Origin of the sequence: Marinococcus sp. PL1-022, assembly GCF_033845285.1 — a bacterium.
Classification (GTDB): Bacteria; Bacillota; Bacilli; order Bacillales; family Marinococcaceae; genus Marinococcus.
In genome coordinates this window covers 2,193,207-2,213,074 of record NZ_JAWXCX010000001.1, presented here as the reverse complement: position 1 = coordinate 2,213,074, position 19,868 = coordinate 2,193,207, and the positions used below count along the sequence as shown (strand labels likewise).

Below are 19,868 nucleotides of genomic sequence, written 5' to 3'. Positions count from 1 at the left end.
AGAGGATAAAAGAGGGAAACAATATGAATGCAGTACGAACCGTAGCGAAAGAATTATGGACGAGCATTCCGCTGATCAACCGGCTGGCGGTATATGAAACAAAAATAAAAAACAAAAGCAATTACCTTGGTTCCTTCTGGGAAATTATCAGTCCGCTTCTGTTTATCGCCATCTATTGGTTTGCTTTTGGATATGGCATCCGCCAGCGGAGCGACGTGGATGGTATTCCTTTTCTTACCTGGATGCTTGCAGGCATTATTCTGTGGTTTTTTATCCAGCCGGGAGTAACCAATGGCTCAAAAGCTATTTTTTCAAAGATAAAAATGATTTCCAAAATGAATTTTCCAACAAGCATCATTCCGGCCTATGTGGTGATCTCAAGACTTTTCCCGCATTTGGCGCTGCTTGCGATCACAATTGTTTACATGCAGTTTGCCGGGCATCCGATCAGCGTGTATTATATTCAAATTCCGTATTTTCTTCTGGCGGCCATTCTGCTTGTGATCAGCGTGGTAATGATCACCTCCACGCTCACAGTGATCGTCCGGGATTTTCAAGTATTTATACAATCTTCAATCCGGGTGTTTTTATATTTAACCCCGATACTGTGGCCGATGGATAACCGGCTGCCTGACTGGCTGATTCCTGTGATGAAGATCAACCCGATGTACTACCTGGTGGAGGGGTACCGGGCAAGCTTCTTTTACGGGGAATGGTACTTCATCACAAACGCCAGCTACACCCTTTATTTCTGGGCCTTGGTTTTTGTGCTTTTCAGTATTGGAGCTGTACTGCACGTGCGCTTCCGCCGGCACTTTGTGGATTTTCTGTAGACCAGCAGTACGGATAGTTTTATAAATCACACAATGAGGATAGAGACGGGGGAGAACAAATGAAAAAATCCGTCGTAGTCAAAAACGTTTCAAAAAAATATAAGCTGTATGATACGCATGCCGAGCGGCTGAAGGATCTGCTTCTGCCAAAAAGCTATGGGGAAGAGTTTTACGCGCTGCACAATGTTTCGTTTAAAGCAGACAAAGGGGATATCATTGGGCTCGTAGGAGTCAACGGCTCCGGAAAATCAACTCTTTCCAATATTATTGCCGGGACCATCCCGCCAACGAAGGGCTCCGTAAAGACAAATGGGGAGGCTGCGATGATTTCCGTTTCCACCGGACTCAACGCAAAGCTCTCCGGCCGGGAAAACATCGAGCTGAAATGCCTGATGCTCGGTTTTTCCAAGCGGAAAATCCGGGAGATGGAGCCGGACATTATCGAGTTTTCCGAGCTTGAGCAGTTCATTGACCAGCCGGTAAAATCGTATTCGAGCGGGATGAAGTCAAGGCTCGGCTTCGCTATTTCGATCACAGTCAATCCGGATATTTTTATCGTAGACGAAGCTTTATCAGTGGGGGACAAAGCCTTTGCGCAAAAATGTCTGGATAAAATGCACGAATTTAAGCAGCGCGGGAAAACGATGTTTTTTGTCAGCCATTCATTGACGCAGATGAAAGAATTCTGCAATAAAATACTCTGGCTGGAATTTGGCGAAGTAAGAGCTGAAGGAGAAGCCTCCGAAATATTAAAACAATATGAAGCTTTCCTGAAAGAATATAATGCTTTTACCCCGAAAGAGAAAAAAGCATTCCGGAACCGGGGCTTTGAAAAGCAGAGCGCTGTCCGGGCGGTATCACAGTAAGCAGCATCCGGGTGATGCTGCTTTTTACTTTTGGCGCAGGGTCTGGAATGATATGATAAATACATCCGATTAAAAGGAATGGAGCTAATACATTGCGGTTAACAGGAGAGCAGTTTGATTTGGAATTGCTGGAGGAAAAACATACAGATTCATTGTTTGAAATCGCTTCAGAGCCGTCCAATTGGACATATATGACAAGAAAGATGCATAATAAACATGATATGAGGCTGATTGTCGAAGAAGCTCTAAAGCTGCAACGGCAGGGAGATACGATGCCGTTTATTGTGAAAAGAAAGAAGGACGGGGCGATCGTTGGATCGACCAGACTCTATGATATTTCCCCGCAGCGGAAAACGGCAGAGATTGGATCTACGTACTACAGCGAAAGCGTGCGCTCTACCGGCGTAAATACGGAGTGCAAATATTTACTTCTCACATATGCGTTTGAAACACTGGGGGTTGTTCGTGTACAGTTTAAAACAGATGAACAGAACAAGGCCGCCAGAAAAGCTATTCAAAAACTGGGCGCTTTTGAGGAAGGCATTCTGCGCAATGAGCGCAAACTACCGGACGGACGTGTACGCAATGCGGCTGTCTACAGCATTATAAAAGAGGAATGGCCGGAGGTAAAAGCGAAATTAACGGAAAGAATTGAAATCAAGAAAAAGGGGCACGAATAATATGGCATTGATGGATGATTTAGTAGAAGCATACCTGCAGCAGTTTGATGAGTTTATGTTCGTTCTGGATAAAAAGCTCGGGCTGGTATTTGTCGAAACAGTATCAGAGGATACGCCGCTTTCCTGGAGTTCGGAGGAAAGCGCGAATCTTGTGGCTATCCCGACGATTACAAAAGCGGAAAGTACACGGCTGATGCAGGATTTCGCCTCGAAGCAGCCGGAGGATAAAGAGGAGTCCCTTCAAAAAGCATTGGAAGAAGAGGATCGTTTCTTATCCTTCGAAAAACAGGTGGAGGAATTCGGACTCGAAAATGAATGGGAGCAGTTCGAACGGGACAATGCCAAAAAATATGTGCAGGATTGGCTGCAGCTGCTTCAGCTCGATTACAATGAACTGAATGAAAAGCACGCGATCCATGCAGCAGATGAGTAAGCGGGGCAGATAATATGGCTGTGCACGAAGAACTGCAGGCAATTTTAGAAGAGCAGGAAAGCATGATGCAGATGCACGAGCTGACACCGGTCGAAGCCCGGGGACAGTTCAACGACAGTATTGACGTTATCACCTCCCATGTTAACGTCGATGAAGCAGGCGGTCTTCGGGATGTAATGACTACGGGTGAATACGGGGAAATACCGCTTCGTATTTATTACCCGGATACTGAGATGGACCGCTACCCGACTATCGTCTATTATCACGGAGGCGGATTTGTCATTGGAAATATCGGTACCCATGATCATATCTGCCGGGCTATCGCCAAAGAATCGGACTGCGCAGTGGTGAGCGTGGATTACCGGCTGGCTCCGGAGCATCCGTTTCCGGCAGCGCCGGATGATGCGTACAATGCATTATTATGGCTGGTGGAAAACGCTGATCCGCATAATCTGGATGTAGAAAGAATCGCTCTTGCCGGAGACAGTGCCGGTGGCAACCTGGCGGCCGTGACCGCTATACGTGCGCTGCAGGAAAACGGTCCGAAGATTGCCTCCCTGCTGCTCTTTTACCCAAGCGTCAGCGGAGAGCATGATTTTCCTTCGGTCGATATGTTTGCCGGTGGGTATGGTTTGTCGTTGCGGGATCTGGAATGGTTTATGGAACAGTATGCTGATGGGGAAGACGAGGATAATCCATATCTTGCCCCGCTTGCCTTTACACGCCTTGGTGAATTGCCGCCCACACATATCGTTACTGCAGAAAATGATGTACTGCGGGATGAAGGAGAGGCGTTTGCCAAAGCTATTGATCAAAATGGCGGACAGGTCAGCCTTCGCCGGGCAGAAGGCATGATTCACGGCTTCCTGCACTGGACAAGGGCATTCCCCGAGGTGGATGAAGAGCTTCTCGCGGCGTTAGAGCCTGTGAAAGACGTGCTGGCGGAATAATTGAAAAATAATAAGAAATTCCTCCTGTATAAAAAGCATACAGGGGGATTTTTGTATTATATGTAAATTTAATTTACATATAATACAAAAAAATATTGTTATTTCACAAATAATTGCCTAAGATAATAGTAGGGGGATAGGTATATGTACTTAAATGAGGAGGAATTTGTGTGTCAAAAAAATGGCTAGTGAGTCTATTCAGCGCAGGGGTAATTTCATTGGGGATTTCCGCGCCGGTATCGGCGGATACGGACAAAGATTGTGAAGACTTTGAAACACATGAAGAAGCGCAGCAGTATTTTGAGGATCAGGGTTATACTGCAGAGAATGATCCGGAGCGGTTGGATGGTTACGATGAAGATGGTCTAGCATGTGAATCATTACCAGAAGGCGACGATACTTCAGCTACAACCAGCAATGATGACACTACAGAAGAAACGACTTCTACTACTGAAGAAGAAACCTCTTCCTCCAACGAAGGCACTACAGAAGAAACGACTACTGAAGAAGAAGCTTCCGATGAAAATATGACTGAAGAATCTGCAGAAGAAGGCGGAGAAATGCCGGAAACAGCTACAAATCAACCAGCCTGGGCTCTGGCGGGAACAGCTGTCGCCGGTCTGGGAGCTCTTTTGCTTGTACGCAGACGGGTAACGTCCCACTAATTACTATCGCATATCCTGTTCCCTGACCGCTGCGCCTCGAGGTGCGGCGGTTCTTTATTGCGTGTTTCATTTAAAGAGGTAAAAGGTATGAGGAATGTAGGAGAGGAGGCTCATAATGAAAGCAATTGTAATCGAACAGTACGGCAGCGCCGATGAACTGGTGGAAAGAGAAATGGAAGCGGAAGCTCCCGGGGACAGACAGGTGCTCGTGGATGTGTATGCCACTTCCATCAATCCGATCGACTGGAAACTGCGGGAAGGAAACATGAAAGATGACATCCCTTTCGAATTTCCTATTATTTTAGGATGGGACGTAGCAGGCGTTGTACGCACAGCCGGAAAAGACGTCACTGCCTTCGGGCCGGGGGACAGAGTGTTTGCGCGGCCAAAATTAACGGGACGCGGTACTTATGCAGAACAGACATTGGTGGATGAAGACCTATTAGTAGCTATTCCGGAGCCTATGTCCTACGAGGAGGCAGCCGGGATTCCACTCGCTGGAATGACCGCGCAGCAGTGCCTGCTCGAATTTGGAGAAATCACTGAAGGCAGTAAAGTGCTTATTCAGGGCGGTTCTGGCGGTGTCGGCCATTTTGCGATACAGGTAGCTAAAGACATGGGCGCCTATGTAGCGGCTACAGCAAGCGGCAGAAATCAGGAATTTTTGAAGCAGATGGGCGCTGATGTGGCGATCAATTACGAGGAAGAAAATGTAGTGGATATACTTTCAGACTATGATATGGTATTAGATACAGTGGGAGAAAGTGTCCATGAGGAAAGCTTCCGCGTGCTCCGTACCGGTGGAAGATTTGCATCGGTTGCTGGCCCGCCTTCCCAGGAAAAAGCAGAAGAAGCTGGTGTGACTGCCCAGTTTGTATGGCTGCAGGAAGAAGGCGAAAAACTTCAACGTTTAACGTCACTGTATAATAAGGGTGCTTTGCGTGTGGAAATTAACAGCAAGCATAATTTTTCAGAAAAAGGTCTTCGGGCAGCACATAGAGAAAGCGAAGAAGGACGTGCCCGTGGTAAAATAGTCATTAAGGTCCGCTAGAGATATAATGGGGCTTTCTGTTTCCGGAGGGAGACGGATTGTCCTCTACATAACAGGGGGATAGCAGAGAAAAATAGGACTTTAATAAAGAAAAAATTTTCCTGCTATTGAAATATTAGTGCATAATATAGATAAAAGCTTTGGAATCATCGACAGACAGGGGCGATTCGATGTCAAACGGACAACACAATCGTTATACGCGTCTTGCTAGGATTACACGACTGATCAATGCCAATCTAGACATTAAAACACTTCTTGAACACGTCGTAACAGCTATATCAGAAGAAATTATCCAATGCGATGCGGTTGGTATTTACCTCCCGGAGGACAGGGAGTTTTACAGAGGCTACGTCAGCAAGCCGGAAGTGCTGAGCGGTATGACTATAGACCAGCATGTGGTCGACCCGCAGGTGGACCATCTGGCCAGGGAAGTGATCGATTCCCGGCAGTCCATCTATATTGCTGATACATCTAAAGATAACAGGCCGGATGCCAGAACGATTGATTTCTTCCAGATCCGGTCGGTGCTTACAGTTCCAATCTCCCACGGGGACGAATTATTCGGACTCGTATATTTGTTTGATTACGGAGTGCCGATGAATTTAACCGAATCTGAAATTGAAACAGTGGAAGCTTATGTACACATGGCTGCTGTAGCCATTCGTAACAGCCAGGCGATGCACAACATTGAGGAGCTTCTGCATGAAAAGCAGACCCTTATCGAAGTGATGGAACAGCTTGCCCATTCACAGACATCCGACTCGGCGATTGATGTCTGCTTTAATCATGTCGGGGACGAGCTGAACAATCATAATGTTAGTCTTCATATCATTGATCCTGTTTCCAAAGAAACAGTCATGCCTTCAAAGCTCAGCCGAAGAAGTGATTTTGAACAGAATGAATGGTTAAACATTCACGAGCGAATGCAGATGGACCAGACGAACGATAAGCTTTTTCAGCAGGTCGTTCAAACAAAACAACCGCTTTTTGTCGAGGATGTTGCAAAAGAAAACAGGATATTCCAGGAAATCTGCGATGTGTTTAATATCAAGAGTATTTTTATGGTGCCGATGATTTCTGTTGGCCGTGTTCTTGGCGTGATCGTAGTCGCTCATCTCGGAGAACAGCCGGCCGAATATACCAAAGCCCAGCAGCGCCGGGTGGAATCCATTGTTAATGCCACTGCGCCTGTGCTGATTCATTTATACAACCTTGAAAGCCAGGAAAGCATTATTGCGCGGCGGACCGAGGAAATACAAAGCAAGAATGAAGAGCTCCAGCGGCTGATTTTGGAGATGCGCAAAATCAATACGGAAAAAGAGCTGATTATGAACACGGTGGATGAAGGTATTATCGGATTTTCGCTGGAGGGCACCGTCATGTTTTCCAACGAAGCAGCTGAGCATATGCTTGAAACGGACACCCAGCTGTTCCACAGCATTCAGTCCTATGATGAAATTCTTGAGCATGTAGAAAATGAAGAGGGCGCACTTTCTGATATATTTGCGTCTTATCTGGCATCGGATGCTGTGCAGCCGGTGAGCGGGGAAGCGTATATGAGCCATCCTGAAAAAGGACTTGTAACGCTTGAGTACACTCTTTCAAGCCAGATTGAAGAAGGTATAGTGGTCGGGTACGTATTAACGGTCAGAGACGTTACGGTACGAAAAGAAATGGAGCAGCGTATTGAATACTACGCGTACTATGATGGAACGACCGGTCTCCCGAACCGGATGCTCGTGCATGATCGGCTGAGTCAGACGCTTCGGGAAGCCAAGGAGCATGATCAGGAAATTGCTGTATTATTTCTCGACCTGGACCGTTTTAAGCAAATCAATGACCGTTTCGGCCATGCCGGAGGAGACGAATTATTAACTGAAGTTGCCTACCGGCTTCAGGAAATGGTAAGCGGGGCAGCTACTGTGGCCCGCCAGGGAGGAGACGAATTTATTTTAATTCTTCCAAGGCTTGATAGCATGGCGCAGGCTACATCTACTGCAGAACAGATTCTGCGTGTGTTCCGCAATCCGTTTTATCTCGAGGGGGAAGAAGTATATGTAAAACCGAGTATCGGTATCAGCTTTTTCCCGCTGGACGGTCATTTGGCGGATGATTTAATCCAGAATGCCAACTCGGCCATGCATAAAGCGAAGGAAATGAACGGCAATACGTACCGGGCGTTTTCGTCTGAACAGATGGGGCCGGACATGAAAAAAATCCGGCTTGAAAATGATTTATACCGGGCGCTCGAAAACAATGAACTTGAATTGTTCTACCAGCCGCAGGTGCGTTTAAGTAAAAATATCGTTATCGGCGTGGAAGCACTGGTGCGCTGGAATCATCCGCTTCACGGAAAAATAGCTCCTTCAGAGTTCATTCCAATCGCTGAAGACACCGGCTTAATTACATCCATCGGCGAATGGATTTTAGAGGAGGCCTGCTCCCAGGCGAAAAACTGGCAGGAGCAGGGCCACTGCAGCCTGCGTGTAGCGGTAAATATTTCCGCACAGCAGTTTCAGCGGGAGGGGCTGGTTGATACCGTGAAAGAGGTACTTGCCCGGACGGAACTTGCACCAGAATTTTTAGAAATTGAGATTACGGAAAATACGCTGCTGTTAAACACTGAAGAAACGGTCACGACCATGAAAAGACTAAAAAGTATCGGAGTCCGTATTTCAATAGACGATTTTGGCACCGGCTACTGTTCCCTGCAGTATCTCAGAGAATTTCCAATTGATACACTAAAGATTGATAAAGTATTTATTGATGATATTAAATCAGAAAACAGCTCCGCCCCTATTACAACTACGATTATTGCTCTTGCTCACAGTCTGAACCTTCATGTGATCGCCGAAGGGGTGGAAACGCTTGAACAACAGAAGTTTTTGCAGGCGAACAATTGTGATTTAGTTCAGGGTTTCCTGTATAGTAAACCAGTACAGGCGGGTAAAATCCCTGGATTTTGTAATAACTAGTAAAAATTAGTAGGGGGAATAAAACAGAATGAAAGCAGCTCAGTGGATAATTGATTATTTGCGGCAGGGTGGCCTGGACTATGTTTTCGGTATACCGGCGGGATCGGTGAATGCTCTTTTTGATAAAATGTATGAGCATGACGAAATTACGCCTGTTGTTACAAAGCATGAAGGCGCGGCCGGTTATATGGCTTCCGCCTACGCGAAGCGCTCGGGTAATCTGGGTGTATGTATAGGAAGCAGCGGACCCGGGGCGACAAACCTTCTTTCCGGAGCAGCTAATGCAATGCGGGAGCAGACTCCTGTGCTTTTTATTACCGGCTCTGTGCCGACATCGACGGTTGGCCTGAATGCTTCCCAGGAGCTTGATGTTGTTCCAATGTTTACTCCGGTGACCAAATACAGCCGTCGGGTGGAAAGCATCCATGAAGTGCGTGAAGTGTTCAAGGAGGCGGTATGTAAAGCATTCGCCGGCATACCCGGCCCCGTGCATGTAGCGGTCCCGATCAATATTCAATTATCTATGCTAGAAGGCAGCACTGAGCTGCCCGAATATCCGGCGAAACGCCGTTTGTCCCCGGTTGAAAGCAATGTGGCGGAAGCCACCCGCATACTCTCCAGTAATCGTCAGGGAATCATTTTCCTGGGCCAGGGAGCCAGAGACGCCTTACCCGGAGTTATGAACCTGGTGGATTATTTGGACTGGCCGGTTGTTACTACGCCTCAGGCAAAAGGGCTTGTACCGTCGGATCACCCAAATGCGTGTGGTGTGTACGGCTTTGCCGGGCATGAAACAGCTACGGAAGTAATGGAAAACAGCGATCATTCCATTGTATTTGTCATAGGATCGAGTCTCGGAGAAACGGCTACGAACAACTGGAATCCTGCTTTGACTGCCGATCGTTTTGTGATTCAGCTTGACCATGACCCGACGGTATTTGACCGCAAGTATAAAGTGGATATTTCCCTGCTTGGGGATGTGCGTACGACAATCGGAGAAATAAACAGGCGGCTTCGTCTTCCGGCAGAAAACGATGCGGGGCCTCAGTGGACAGGTGTTCCTCCGAAAGCTGTAAACGAAAAATTTGAAACCCAGAACGTGCTTCATCAGCTCCAGTCCCAGATGCCGGAGGATACGCTTTTTACGGTGGATATCGGAGAGTTTATGAGCTATGTGATCCATTACATGGACGTGAAAAAACCGGATACGTATGACATCAACGTCCATTTTGGTGCTATGGGTTCGGGCATTTCCAATGCGCTTGGAGCAAAACTCGCCGAGCCGAATCGTTTCGTTACAAGTATTACGGGAGATGGATGCTTTTTTATGCATGGGATGGAAGTACTGACAGCCAAAGAATATCAGCTGCCTATTCTTTTCATTGTGATGAATAATGCCAGGCTCGGAATGGTGTATCACGGGCACCGGCTTCAATACGGAAGAATGCATGACCGTTTTGAACAGTCGATGGTACCGGTGGCAGCTATTGCAGAACAGATGGGGGTAAAGTATGCCACGGTCCGTTCCATGGATGATATTACCCCTGAGCTTTATCAAAGCCTCTGTTCAGACAATTCTCCGGCTGTGCTGGAAATTCAGCTTATTGATGAACAGACTCCTCCAATGGGAGACAGAGTGAAATTTTTATCCTCCTTCAGTAAATCCTAAAAAGAAAAACTGATAAATAAATGCCCCGTGCCTTAGGAAGGCCGGGGCGTTTGCTGTTGTTCGGGCTGTTCGGGGAAATGAAGTTCTTCGAGCTCTTCGAGGACATCGTGAATGGACAGGAGGGCAAAGATAATAATGACGTCTGTAGAAAAATGATGATGATATTTTTTTATGTTCGGCCGCGATGCATGCTGGCGTTTTTTCCAGAAGCACCGGTCAAGGCGTTCAATCAACCTGAACTGCTCATCAGAGATGCGTTCCCCGAAGTGATGAATTGTTTGTGACATCGCAGGAATAATGTCACCAATCAACTGCACCTCTTCTTTCGTAAACGTGCAGTCATCTGTCTCAAAATTGAATAAACGGTTAATATGATAACTTATGCGTTCTAAAAAATGGAGCTGGCGCTGCTCCCGGGTAAATCTTCTTGCTTCTACATCCTTTTTTTTATGATATTTCCATTCTTCCTGCTGGTAATAAGAGAGTTGGATGGCCCGCTCCAGGTCACTCTCCAGCTGATGGTATTTATCCATGACCTGTGCAGATGGACGCCGGCCGTTCATTACTTCCTCAAGACGCAGTTCAAAAATTTCAGCGGTCTCCACGAACATTTTCCGATTCTGTTCTGCAAGCAAAGAAGAAAATTTTGGAGGAAGAATCGTTAAATTAATAACTGTAGAGATCGCAAGGCCGATAAACGTCGTGCCAACTCGTTCTACGAAAGTCAGAAAATAATGATCGCTCGCTGTGGGGATCATTGCCACTGCCGTAATCGTTGCAACGAGCATCCCGTCCCGGAGACGCAGCATGTTACAGAAATAAAGTGTTAACACAGAAGCTATCATATACGTTATCGGGGTTGGCCCGAACAAATAAACGGTGATCATAGCGAGAGCTGCTCCAATGACGGTGGCAGGAAGACGCTGGGCGCCTTTACGTATGGAAGCTGCTGCCGTCGGTTCGAGGGTTACAATGGCTGTAATAACAGCGAAAGCCTGCGGGAGGTCAAAAATACCGCATATAAAGGCAGTGAGCAGAACAGCTATCCCAGTTTTGATCAATCTGCCTCCGATGAACCGCCGCTTAATTTTTCTCCAGTAGTGCATGATAAGCCGCCTTCTTTATAAAAATTTCATATCTGTATTTAGTGTAGCATGAACGTGCAGCGTTTTCATCAGCCTCTCCTGCACTAAAAAAAGCTGCCCACAACAGCAGGCAGCTAAAACCATTTATATAGATTTTTCGACCTGTTCGTAGGCTGCCTGCCGTTTGACGGAGATTATTTTAAAGACGTACCAGGCCAGCACGAATACAGTCAGGACGGCCCCAATCGTCATGGAAAGGCCGTACGGAAGACCTAATCCTTCAGGGGCGTAAAAGATATAGGAGCAGACGACAGCTGTCATAAACATCGCCGGCACGCCGCAGATGAAATGGTTTTTGCCGGCATAAAGCAGGTACATGCAGCCGGTCCAAAGCATCACGGTAGCGACGAGCTGGTTGGTCCACCCTACATATCTCCACAAAAACGAATAATCGATCATGGATAAAAACAAAGCCGGAATAACGACCGGAATAATAGTAAGAATTAAAAGCGGCCTTCCTTTTAGGGATACAGCGTTTGCCACGAGCTCTGCAAGCATCATCCGTGAAGAACGAAGGGCAGTGTCGCCTGTCGTAATAGGAAGCAAAATAACACCAAGAACGGCAAGCACCCCGCCGAGTGTGCCAAGAAGGCTCGTAGAAATTTCATTGACAGCGCCGGCCGGGCCTCCGGCGGCTATGGCTGCCTGAAGCCCGCCAGTGCCTCCGAAGAAGGCCATGCCGGCTGCGGCCCATATGAGGGTAATGATGCCTTCGGCAATCATAGCTCCGTAAAACACCTTGCGCCCTTCTGATTCTTTTTTCAGCGTGCGCGCGATGATTGGACTCTGGGTGCTGTGAAATCCGGAAATGGCCCCGCAGGAAATAGTCACCATCACCATCGGCCATACCGGCAGTTCATCGGGATGAAGATTGGCGAGCGTAACGTTTGGAATCGTTACGTCTGAAAACACCAGGGCACCGGCAATACTGACCGCCATAAAAATAAGCACTGCGCCGAAAAGAGGATAAATCTTTCCGATGACCCGTTGAATTGGAAGCAGGGCAGCCAGTAAAAAATATGCAAAAATAGCAAAAATGGCGGTGAGAAAGCTTAGCGGTGTGAGGCTTGCAATCAATTCAGCCGGTCCGGCAATAAAGGCAGCAGCCACAAGGATCATTAAGCAAATGCTGACGATATTGATGAAGCTCTGCATTGGACGCCCGAGATACTTTCCTACGAGTCCTGGAAACTGGGCTCCGTTATGGCGAAGAGAAAGCATGCCGGAAAAATAGTCGTGTACGGCCCCGGCGAAAATGGTGCCCAGTACGATCCAGAAAAATACGATCGGCCCATACAGTGCTCCAAGCAGCGCGCCGAAAATGGGCCCGAGGCCAGCAATATTTAACAGCTGGATAAGGCTGCCGCGCCACCAGCTGAGAGGAGAATAGTCGATATGCCCTTCGTTATGGTACGCAGGCGTTTTGTTACGGTCATTGATGCCGAACGTTTTCTCCACGAAGGATCCGTAAACGATGTAGCCGGCAATTAGCAGGATAATAGCGATAAAGAAAGATAACATAAAACGTTCCACCTTTGCTGCAATGTACTGGAGAAAACCATTGTTATAAATTCTAACTTGTTCCTTCCAAAATGACAATCGTCTACATGGAAAAAACAAAACTTTTTTCACATAGCAATGAAAAGCGATTTTAACCACGCTCAAATGAAGCGAGTCTTACCCATGTGATGACCTTATCTATCATAGAGGTAAACCGTAGTATAAGTGTTCCGTGGGTGGTACAATAGCGGTAAATAATGAACGGAAGGAAGAGCGGGTGATGACCATGGACCGTATTGAAACTAAAAAAATAGCTGAAGTCATCCGGGAAAAGATTGAGGACATGATCAAGCGGGGCGAAGTGAAGCCCGGCGAAAAGCTGGACTCTGTAGTCACTCTCTCGGAAAAATTTGACGTCAGCCGTTCAGCTGTCCGGGAAGCATTAAGCGCCCTGCGTGCCGTGGGAATTGTAACCATAAAGCAGGGCGAAGGCACATTTGTGAATCAGTATGATTTTTCCACTATTACAGAAATGATGAACAGCCGCACCCTCATTTCAAAACAGGAAATGAAAGAGCTTTTTGAAGTCCGCCATGTGCTTGAAAAAGGGGCTTCCGAGCTTGCAGCAGTCCGTCGTTCGGAGGAAGATCTCGAGCAGATGCGTACTGCGCTGGAGCAGATGATGCAGGCAGCAGGCGGGACCGATGATCTCGGGGAGCAGGCGGATGTCCGCTTTCATCTTGCGATCGTGGAGGCTTCCGGAAATACCTTATTAACACAGATGATGGGCCGGCTCTCCGACACGATGCAGAAAACAATGTATGAAACGAGAAGGGCCTGGCTCTTTTCAGAAAAACGTTCGTTCCGCCGGCTTCTTGACGAACACCAACGGATTTATACTGCTATCGATGAGCAGGAACCGGAAGCAGCCGGAGAAGCAATGAGTGCTCATTTAACGAACGTGGAAAAGGTGCTGTCTAAAGGTATTGAGCATATGAATGATTAATACGTCCGGCTTCGGGCGTTTTTTTTGTAGAAAATTAATTTTTGGTTCATTATCTGCAAATGCTTGACGTATAGAAGTTCAGGGGGTAAACTACTATATAGTTCAGGGGGTGTACTAATGAAGGATCAAAAAATGGAAGAAGCGGTGGAACTGTTCGCAGAAGTAATGATTCTCGGCAGGAATCGTATAACAAACGAAATACCGGATAATTTATTAAATCAAATTTCTCCGGAACAGGTGGAGCTTTTGGATTTTTTAATGAAATACGGACCAATGACATCGACAGAAATCCAGAACATGATGATCGTCGGAAAGAGCGCCTTGTCCAATCGTCTGAAAAAAATGGAAAACAACGGCTATGTAAAATTTGTGCCCAGCAGTGAAGATCAGCGGGTGAAATACGTGGAAATTACCGCTGAAGGCAAAGCATCTCATGAGCGGCATACCCGTCTCGTCAATGAGTATGTGTCCGAGCTGCTTCAGGACATAAACGAGGAAGAAGTAGAGCAGTTTATCCAGACCTTTCATAAAATACGAAGCATACTGCAAAAAGGTGGACAGCAAAGATGAAAACAATACTACAGTTTCGCTGGTGGATAGCTGCATTAATAGTTATTTTCACCGTAGTACTTACCGTCGTTTCCCCGAGTTTATCCAATTTGGCCGCTGATAAAGAGACACTGCAAATACCGGAGGAAGAAACGTCCTCCCAGGCTCAGGAAATATTGGACGAAAATGGTGAGGGCGGCAATACCATCAGCGCTGTGATCCAAACAGAAAATCAGGCTGGTGAACAAGAACAGGAAAATATTCAATCGCTGATTACTGCTATTGAAGAAGAAAACACTGAAGGGGTCTCAGAGGTTACGGATCCCTTTGGCAGTGAGGAAACAGAAGAACAGCTGGTGGCCTCAGAAGAAAATGTCGTTGTTATTCCCATCTCTATAGAAGGAGACAATGATACAGCGGTTAATGCTGCCGAAGAAATCCGTGATCTCAATGAAGCTTCGGATATGGAAATGTACGTCACCGGGGAATCGCTTTTAAATCAGCAGGTAAATGAAGCGAGCCAGGAAGGACTGGAGCGTACGGAAGTGATTACCGTAGTGTTAATTTTAGCGCTGCTGTTTGTTGTTTTCCGTGCGGTTATTACTCCATTTGTACCGCTTGTGGCAGTCGGTCTTACGTATCTGATCAGCCAGTCGGTTATCGCGTATTTGGTAGACTGGTTTGACTTTCCGGTCTCCAACTATACGCAGATTTTTCTGGTAGCTGTGCTGTTTGGGATCGGCACCGATTACTGTATTCTTCTCTTAAGCAGGTACCGGGAGGAACTGGCTGCCGGCCTTGACTATAAAAAAGCCATCATACAGACGTACAAAACAGCCGGCAAGACGATGGTCTACAGCGCGCTCGCTGTGCTTGTCGGCTTTACGGCGATCGGATTCGCCAACTTCTCCGTCTTTCAGTCCGGCGTCGGAGTGGCGGTCGGTATTGTCGTGTTAACGGGCATTCTTTGGACGGTTCTGCCATTCTTTATGCTGACCCTGAAAAAAGCTTTATTTTGGCCCTCGAAGCTTCACAATGGCCATGCTGACAGTAAAATATGGAAATGGCTGAGCCGCGTGTCCGTGTTCCGGCCGCTGCTTGCCATTCTTATTGTGGCTGTCGTGACGGTGCCGCTGTTATTAACATTTGATAATTCGCGGTCTTACGATACGATTGATGAAATTGACCAGGACACTGAAGAAGTTACCGGACTTAACTTAATTGAAGAAGGGCTTGGCTCCGGGCAGGCGCTTCCAATGCAGATCGTGATTGAATCGGATGAGTCGGTAATGGAGCCGGAGACACTTGCATATGTAGAGGACTTAAGCCGCTCGATTTCCAATCTTGAAGAGGTGGAGGCGGTGCGCAGCGCCACGAGGCCTGCAGGAGATGTTATTGACGATATTTATGTAAACAATCAGCTGGAGGATGTGAGCACTGGTATCAGAGATGCCCGCGACGGCATTGAAGAGACTGCAAATGGACTGCAGGATGTCGAAGAAGGTTTGGGCTCCATTCAGGAGCAGCTGGGAAGCAACGATACAGAAAACTCCTCATTGCAGGACGCAGCTGACGGCCTTGGCGAGGTAAATACAGCACTTGAGCAGGTGAGCACCCAGCTGGCGAATGCTTCTTCCCCTCAGGAGGCGGCAGCAGCTTCGGAGCAGCTGACCGGAATCAGCCAGCAGATTACAGAGATTCAAGGCGGTCTTGAAGAAGGGCAGCAGGAGCTTGACCAGCAGACAGAAGAGCTGGAGCAGCTGACTGAGACGCTCGGGGAACTCGAAAACGGGGTTTCTGATTCCCGCGACGGGCTCACGGAAATCAGTGACGGCCTTGAAAGCGCGGAAACCTTTACTGGAGAAGTATCTGAAGCCAATTACGTTGAAGGTACCGGCGTGTACCTTCCGGAGGATACCATCGAGAATGAAGACTTTCAGGACGGCGCCTCCAATTATGTATTCGACAATGAAAATGGCATGACTATTGAAGTTGGATTGAACGCAGACCCTTATTCCAAAAAAGCAATCCAAAGCGCAGAAGAGGTTAAAGAGGTTGTAGAAATGAATACGCAGGGCACGCCGCTTGAAGATTCGACGATCGAATACGGAGGGGTACCGAGTGTGAACAGCGATCTGCAGTCGGTCAGCTCCAGTGATTTTGACCGGACCGTGCTAATCGTGCTTATCGGCATTTTTGCGATACTCATCATTCTGCTTCGTAATATTATTCAGCCGCTTTATATTATCGGCGGGCTTGTACTCGCGTATTTCACCGCAATGGCTGTGACAGAATTGATTTTTGTGAACGGATTTGGCTATCCGGGTATTGCCTGGCCGGTGCCGTTCTTCGGATTTGTTATGCTTGTAGCTCTGGGAGTGGATTATTCCATCTTCCTGTTAAGCAGATACAATGAAGAAGCGAAAGCCGGCGTGCGTACAGGCATGCAGACGGCAATGATTAAAATGGGCACTGTAATTATTACAGCAGCGATCATTTTGTCAGGAACATTCGCGGCAATGCTTCCGTCGGGAGTGCTTACGCTTCTCGAAGTAGCGACGGTTGTCATTACCGGACTGCTGCTGTTTGGCCTGATTGTACTGCCGTTGTTAATACCGGCGCTGATCAGCTTTAATTCGGAAGAAAAGAATCCTAAGAAAAAACAAAAGCAGCAGCGATAAAAAAGAAGCTCTGCCCTTAAACGGGGCAGAGTTTTTTGCGTTATAAAGTATGGCGGAAAACGTAGCTCGACGCATGATAATTGAGTCGTTCATAAAAGCGATGGGCGTCAGTGCGCTGCAGGCCGGAGGATAATATCACTTCTGTGCATCCGTGTTTTTCTGCGTACTGATGAACAGCCCGGAGCAGAGTCTCGCCGTGGCCGCTCGACCGGGCACTTTCTGCCGTCACCAGTTCATGAACCCATGCGTGTCTGCCCCAGGCGAGGCTTTCCAGAACCTCCAACCCGGCTACTGAGATTACCGCACCGTCTTCTTTTAGAGCAAGCAGCTGATAGGAAGGGTGACGGGAGAGATAATCGTTAAAGGCTTCCCAGCTGAGAGAAGGCCGCAGGGATTGAATAACTTCATATGCTTTTTTGTAATCGGATCGTTTGTTTAAAAATGTAGTGGTAACAGCCATAAATGAGATATCCTTTCCATGCGAAAATAAGGCCCGGAAGGCCGGGCCTTATTACGTAGTGTTAATTATGCGTGCTGTTCTAAGTTTTTTCTGGCTTCTTCTGCTGCACGGACCATATTTTTAAGAGCTTCAATCGTTTCGGGTACATCACGTGTTTTGAGTCCGCAGTCCGGGTTTACCCAAAACAGGTTGCTCGGCAGCACACGCAGGGCCCGGTCGATCATTTGAGTCATTTCTTCCACGTCTGGTACACGCGGGCTGTGAATATCATAAACGCCAAGGCCGATGCCTTTATCATAAACAGCCGTTTCAAACGTTTCAATGAGCTCCCCGTGGCTCCGGGACGTCTCAATCGAAATAACATCGGCGTCGAGCGCACGGATTGACTCAATCATATCCTGAAATTCACTGTAGCACATATGCGTATGAATCTGGGTGGTATCCTTGACAGAAGAAGTGGAGAGACGGAAGGCATGCACGGTCCATTCGAGGTACTCGTCCCATTCTGCTCTTTTAAGCGGCAGGCCTTCACGAATTGCCGGCTCGTCCACCTGGATCATTTCAATGCCTTCGTTTTCAAGCGCAAGCACTTCATCATTAAGAGCCCGGGCAATCTGGAACGCTACTTCTTTTTTCGGAATGTCATTACGTTCAAAGCTCCAGTTCAAAATCGTTACCGGACCGGTAAGCATCCCTTTCATTGGTTTGTCGGTCAGGGTCTGTGCGTACTTGGTTTCTTTCACGGTCATTGGTTCCTTGAACTCTACATTTCCGTAAATAACCGGTGGTTTGACGCAGCGGGAACCGTAGGACTGCACCCAGCCGTTGGAGGTGAATGCAAAACCGCCCAGTTTTTCTCCGAAGAACTCTACCATATCGGTACGTTCAAACTCTCCGTGCACAAGAACGTCGAGACCAATTTCCTCCTGGATATCGACCCATTCCTGCATTTTATTTTGAATGTACGTTTCGTATTCTTCTGCGGAAATTTCGCCCTTTCTTACCCGGCGGCGTTCGACCCGGACTTCACGCGTCTGCGGAAAGCTTCCGATTGTAGTGGTTGGAAGCTTCGGCAGCTGAAACTTCTCCTGCTGAAGCGGACTTCTTTCTTCGAACGAAAGCGGACGGGAGGAAGGGATGTCTGCAGCAGTGCTGCCAACTGCTTCCTGACGCCACGGAGCACTTTTGACGCGATCAAGCTGAGCAGTATTCTGCTCGAGTTCGGTGTTCGTATCTTCCCCGTTCAATGTGCGTGTTACGAGGTTGATTTCTTCAAGCTTCTGGTCAGCAAAAGAAAGTGCATCCAGTAAAAGCGGATCAAGCTGCGTTTCGTGTTTAGTCGTAACCGGTGTATGCAGAAGACTGCAGGATGGCTGAATTTCAATATTTTCACTGCCTGTTTCTGCCTGAATATCCCTGGCAAAAGCGACAGTGGCATTTACATCTGCTTTCCAGATGTTACGTCCGTCAATAACACCTGCACCCAGCACTTTGTCTGAAGGGAAGCCGTGGTTTTGCACGTTCGCCCAGTTGCCATCCCTGCCGTGAACAAAGTCAAGGCCAAGTCCTGCGATCGGAAGAGCAATAATATCTTTATAATGAGAAACGCTGTCGAAATACGTTTGCACAAACAGATCCAGTTCAGGTACTTCGCGGTTGAATAATTCATACGCCTTCCGGATTAACGGAATATCTGTTTCAGGAAAAGACTGAACAAAAGCCGGCTCATCGATTTGTACACTTTTCGTTCCTGCATCCTGCAGCTGCTGCAGTACTTTTTGATACAGCGGCAGAAGATCGTTGAACAGCTGTTCAAATTGATGGTCTTCATAGCCTTTAGAAAGCTTCAGAAAAGTGTAGGGACCGATTAAGTATGGGCGCCCTTCAATGCCTAACTCAGATACCGCCTCCTGATAGGCTTTTAACGGATAGTTATCTACCAGGCGGGGCTTTGCATTTTGAAGCTCCGGCACGATGTAGTGATAGTTGGTATTAAACCATTTTGTCATCTCGCTCGCCGGCGATGCCTTCGTGCCCCGGGCTATTGCGAAATATGTAGAAAGGGAAGAGTAGCCTGAGGAAGCGTCAAAGCGTTCCGGTACAAGCCCGAACATCACGGACGTATCGAGTACGTGATCGTAGAGTGAAAAATCACCAACAGGAATTGAATCTACCCCGCGCTCCTGTTGCTTTTTCAAGAAATCCAATCGGAGTTCTCGGATTTGTTGTTGAAAAGAGTCCTCATCGAGCTTGCCTTTCCAGTATGATTCCAATGCTTTTTTCCATTCACGTTTTTCTCCTAAGCGTGGATAGCCCAGGTTGCTGCTGGTCCATGTCGTCATTAAATTATTTGCTCCTTTCCAGTAATACTCGAGTGTCCTCCTGTTCTTTAAGTGAGAGGCATT

Annotated in this window: 16 protein-coding genes; 12 read left to right on the top strand and 4 right to left on the bottom strand. The window is 47.4% G+C overall.

What is annotated here, in order from left to right; all coding sequences use genetic code 11:
- The first annotated feature begins 23 nt into the window (after nucleotides 1-23).
- The 9 genes from SIC45_RS11425 (at nucleotide 24) to SIC45_RS11385 (ending at nucleotide 10,122) form a co-directional block, all read left to right on the top strand.
- Nucleotides 24-833, top strand: a complete 810-nt coding sequence (locus SIC45_RS11425; RefSeq protein ID WP_298788303.1) for an ABC transporter permease — start codon at nucleotides 24-26, stop codon at nucleotides 831-833.
- A 59-nt stretch (nucleotides 834-892) separates the two neighbouring features.
- Nucleotides 893-1,699 carry a teichoic acids export ABC transporter ATP-binding subunit TagH gene (gene tagH / locus SIC45_RS11420; protein ID WP_298788301.1) on the top strand — a complete coding sequence of 269 codons (807 nt, stop codon included), beginning with the start codon at nucleotides 893-895 and terminating at the stop codon, nucleotides 1,697-1,699.
- Between the two features lie 92 nt (nucleotides 1,700-1,791).
- Nucleotides 1,792-2,379, top strand: coding sequence for a GNAT family protein (locus SIC45_RS11415; protein WP_319632219.1), 588 nt, complete (start codon nucleotides 1,792-1,794; stop codon nucleotides 2,377-2,379).
- Nucleotide 2,380: 1 nt separating this feature from the next.
- On the top strand, nucleotides 2,381-2,812 hold the full coding sequence (locus SIC45_RS11410) for a UPF0158 family protein (RefSeq protein WP_298788296.1): 432 nt from the start codon (nucleotides 2,381-2,383) through the stop codon (nucleotides 2,810-2,812).
- A gap of 14 nt (nucleotides 2,813-2,826) precedes the next feature.
- Nucleotides 2,827-3,762 carry an alpha/beta hydrolase gene (locus SIC45_RS11405; protein WP_319632218.1) on the top strand — a complete coding sequence of 312 codons (936 nt, stop codon included), beginning with the start codon at nucleotides 2,827-2,829 and terminating at the stop codon, nucleotides 3,760-3,762.
- A 170-nt stretch (nucleotides 3,763-3,932) separates the two neighbouring features.
- A complete protein-coding gene (locus tag SIC45_RS11400; RefSeq protein WP_319632217.1) occupies nucleotides 3,933-4,427 on the top strand; it encodes an excalibur calcium-binding domain-containing protein in 495 nt (164 codons plus the stop codon).
- Nucleotides 4,428-4,542: 115 nt separating this feature from the next.
- Nucleotides 4,543-5,478, top strand: a complete 936-nt coding sequence (locus tag SIC45_RS11395) for an NADP-dependent oxidoreductase (protein ID WP_319632216.1) — start codon at nucleotides 4,543-4,545, stop codon at nucleotides 5,476-5,478.
- A 170-nt stretch (nucleotides 5,479-5,648) separates the two neighbouring features.
- Complete coding sequence (locus SIC45_RS11390; RefSeq protein ID WP_319632215.1) at nucleotides 5,649-8,453, top strand: EAL domain-containing protein; 2,805 nt, start codon at nucleotides 5,649-5,651, stop codon at nucleotides 8,451-8,453.
- A 28-nt stretch (nucleotides 8,454-8,481) separates the two neighbouring features.
- Nucleotides 8,482-10,122: a thiamine pyrophosphate-binding protein gene (locus SIC45_RS11385; RefSeq protein ID WP_319632214.1), complete on the top strand. Its 1,641-nt coding sequence runs from the start codon at nucleotides 8,482-8,484 to the stop codon at nucleotides 10,120-10,122.
- Between the two features lie 32 nt (nucleotides 10,123-10,154).
- Here SIC45_RS11385 and SIC45_RS11380 read toward each other — a convergent pair whose 3' ends face one another.
- Complete coding sequence (locus SIC45_RS11380) at nucleotides 10,155-11,228, bottom strand: FUSC family protein (protein ID WP_319632213.1); 1,074 nt, start codon at nucleotides 11,226-11,228, stop codon at nucleotides 10,155-10,157.
- Nucleotides 11,229-11,351: 123 nt separating this feature from the next.
- Complete coding sequence (locus tag SIC45_RS11375) at nucleotides 11,352-12,788, bottom strand: carbon starvation protein A (protein WP_319632212.1); 1,437 nt, start codon at nucleotides 12,786-12,788, stop codon at nucleotides 11,352-11,354.
- Between the two features lie 259 nt (nucleotides 12,789-13,047).
- Between SIC45_RS11375 and SIC45_RS11370 the strand changes: the two genes are divergently transcribed.
- The 3 genes from SIC45_RS11370 to SIC45_RS11360 all read left to right on the top strand — a co-directional run bounded on the left by SIC45_RS11370 (nucleotide 13,048) and on the right by SIC45_RS11360 (nucleotide 17,003).
- A complete protein-coding gene (locus SIC45_RS11370; protein WP_319632211.1) occupies nucleotides 13,048-13,773 on the top strand; it encodes a FadR/GntR family transcriptional regulator in 726 nt (241 codons plus the stop codon).
- Between the two features lie 117 nt (nucleotides 13,774-13,890).
- Entirely contained in the window at nucleotides 13,891-14,343 is a 453-nt protein-coding gene (locus tag SIC45_RS11365) for a MarR family winged helix-turn-helix transcriptional regulator (RefSeq protein ID WP_298788280.1), read from the top strand.
- Nucleotides 14,340-17,003 (top strand): MMPL family transporter, encoded by a 2,664-nt coding sequence (locus tag SIC45_RS11360; RefSeq protein ID WP_319632210.1) that lies wholly within the window; start codon nucleotides 14,340-14,342, stop codon nucleotides 17,001-17,003. The genes SIC45_RS11365 and SIC45_RS11360 overlap by 4 nt, the downstream gene beginning before the upstream one ends.
- Before the next feature lie 40 nt (nucleotides 17,004-17,043).
- Here the strand turns inward: SIC45_RS11360 and SIC45_RS11355 are convergent, their stop codons facing one another.
- Nucleotides 17,044-17,463, bottom strand: a complete 420-nt coding sequence (locus SIC45_RS11355; protein ID WP_319632209.1) for a GNAT family N-acetyltransferase — start codon at nucleotides 17,461-17,463, stop codon at nucleotides 17,044-17,046.
- A gap of 65 nt (nucleotides 17,464-17,528) precedes the next feature.
- The gene (gene metE, locus SIC45_RS11350) at nucleotides 17,529-19,805 is read right to left on the bottom strand and encodes a 5-methyltetrahydropteroyltriglutamate--homocysteine S-methyltransferase (protein WP_319632208.1); all 2,277 of its coding nucleotides are present in this window, start codon (nucleotides 19,803-19,805) and stop codon (nucleotides 17,529-17,531) included.
- Between the last annotated feature and the right edge of the window lie 63 nt (nucleotides 19,806-19,868).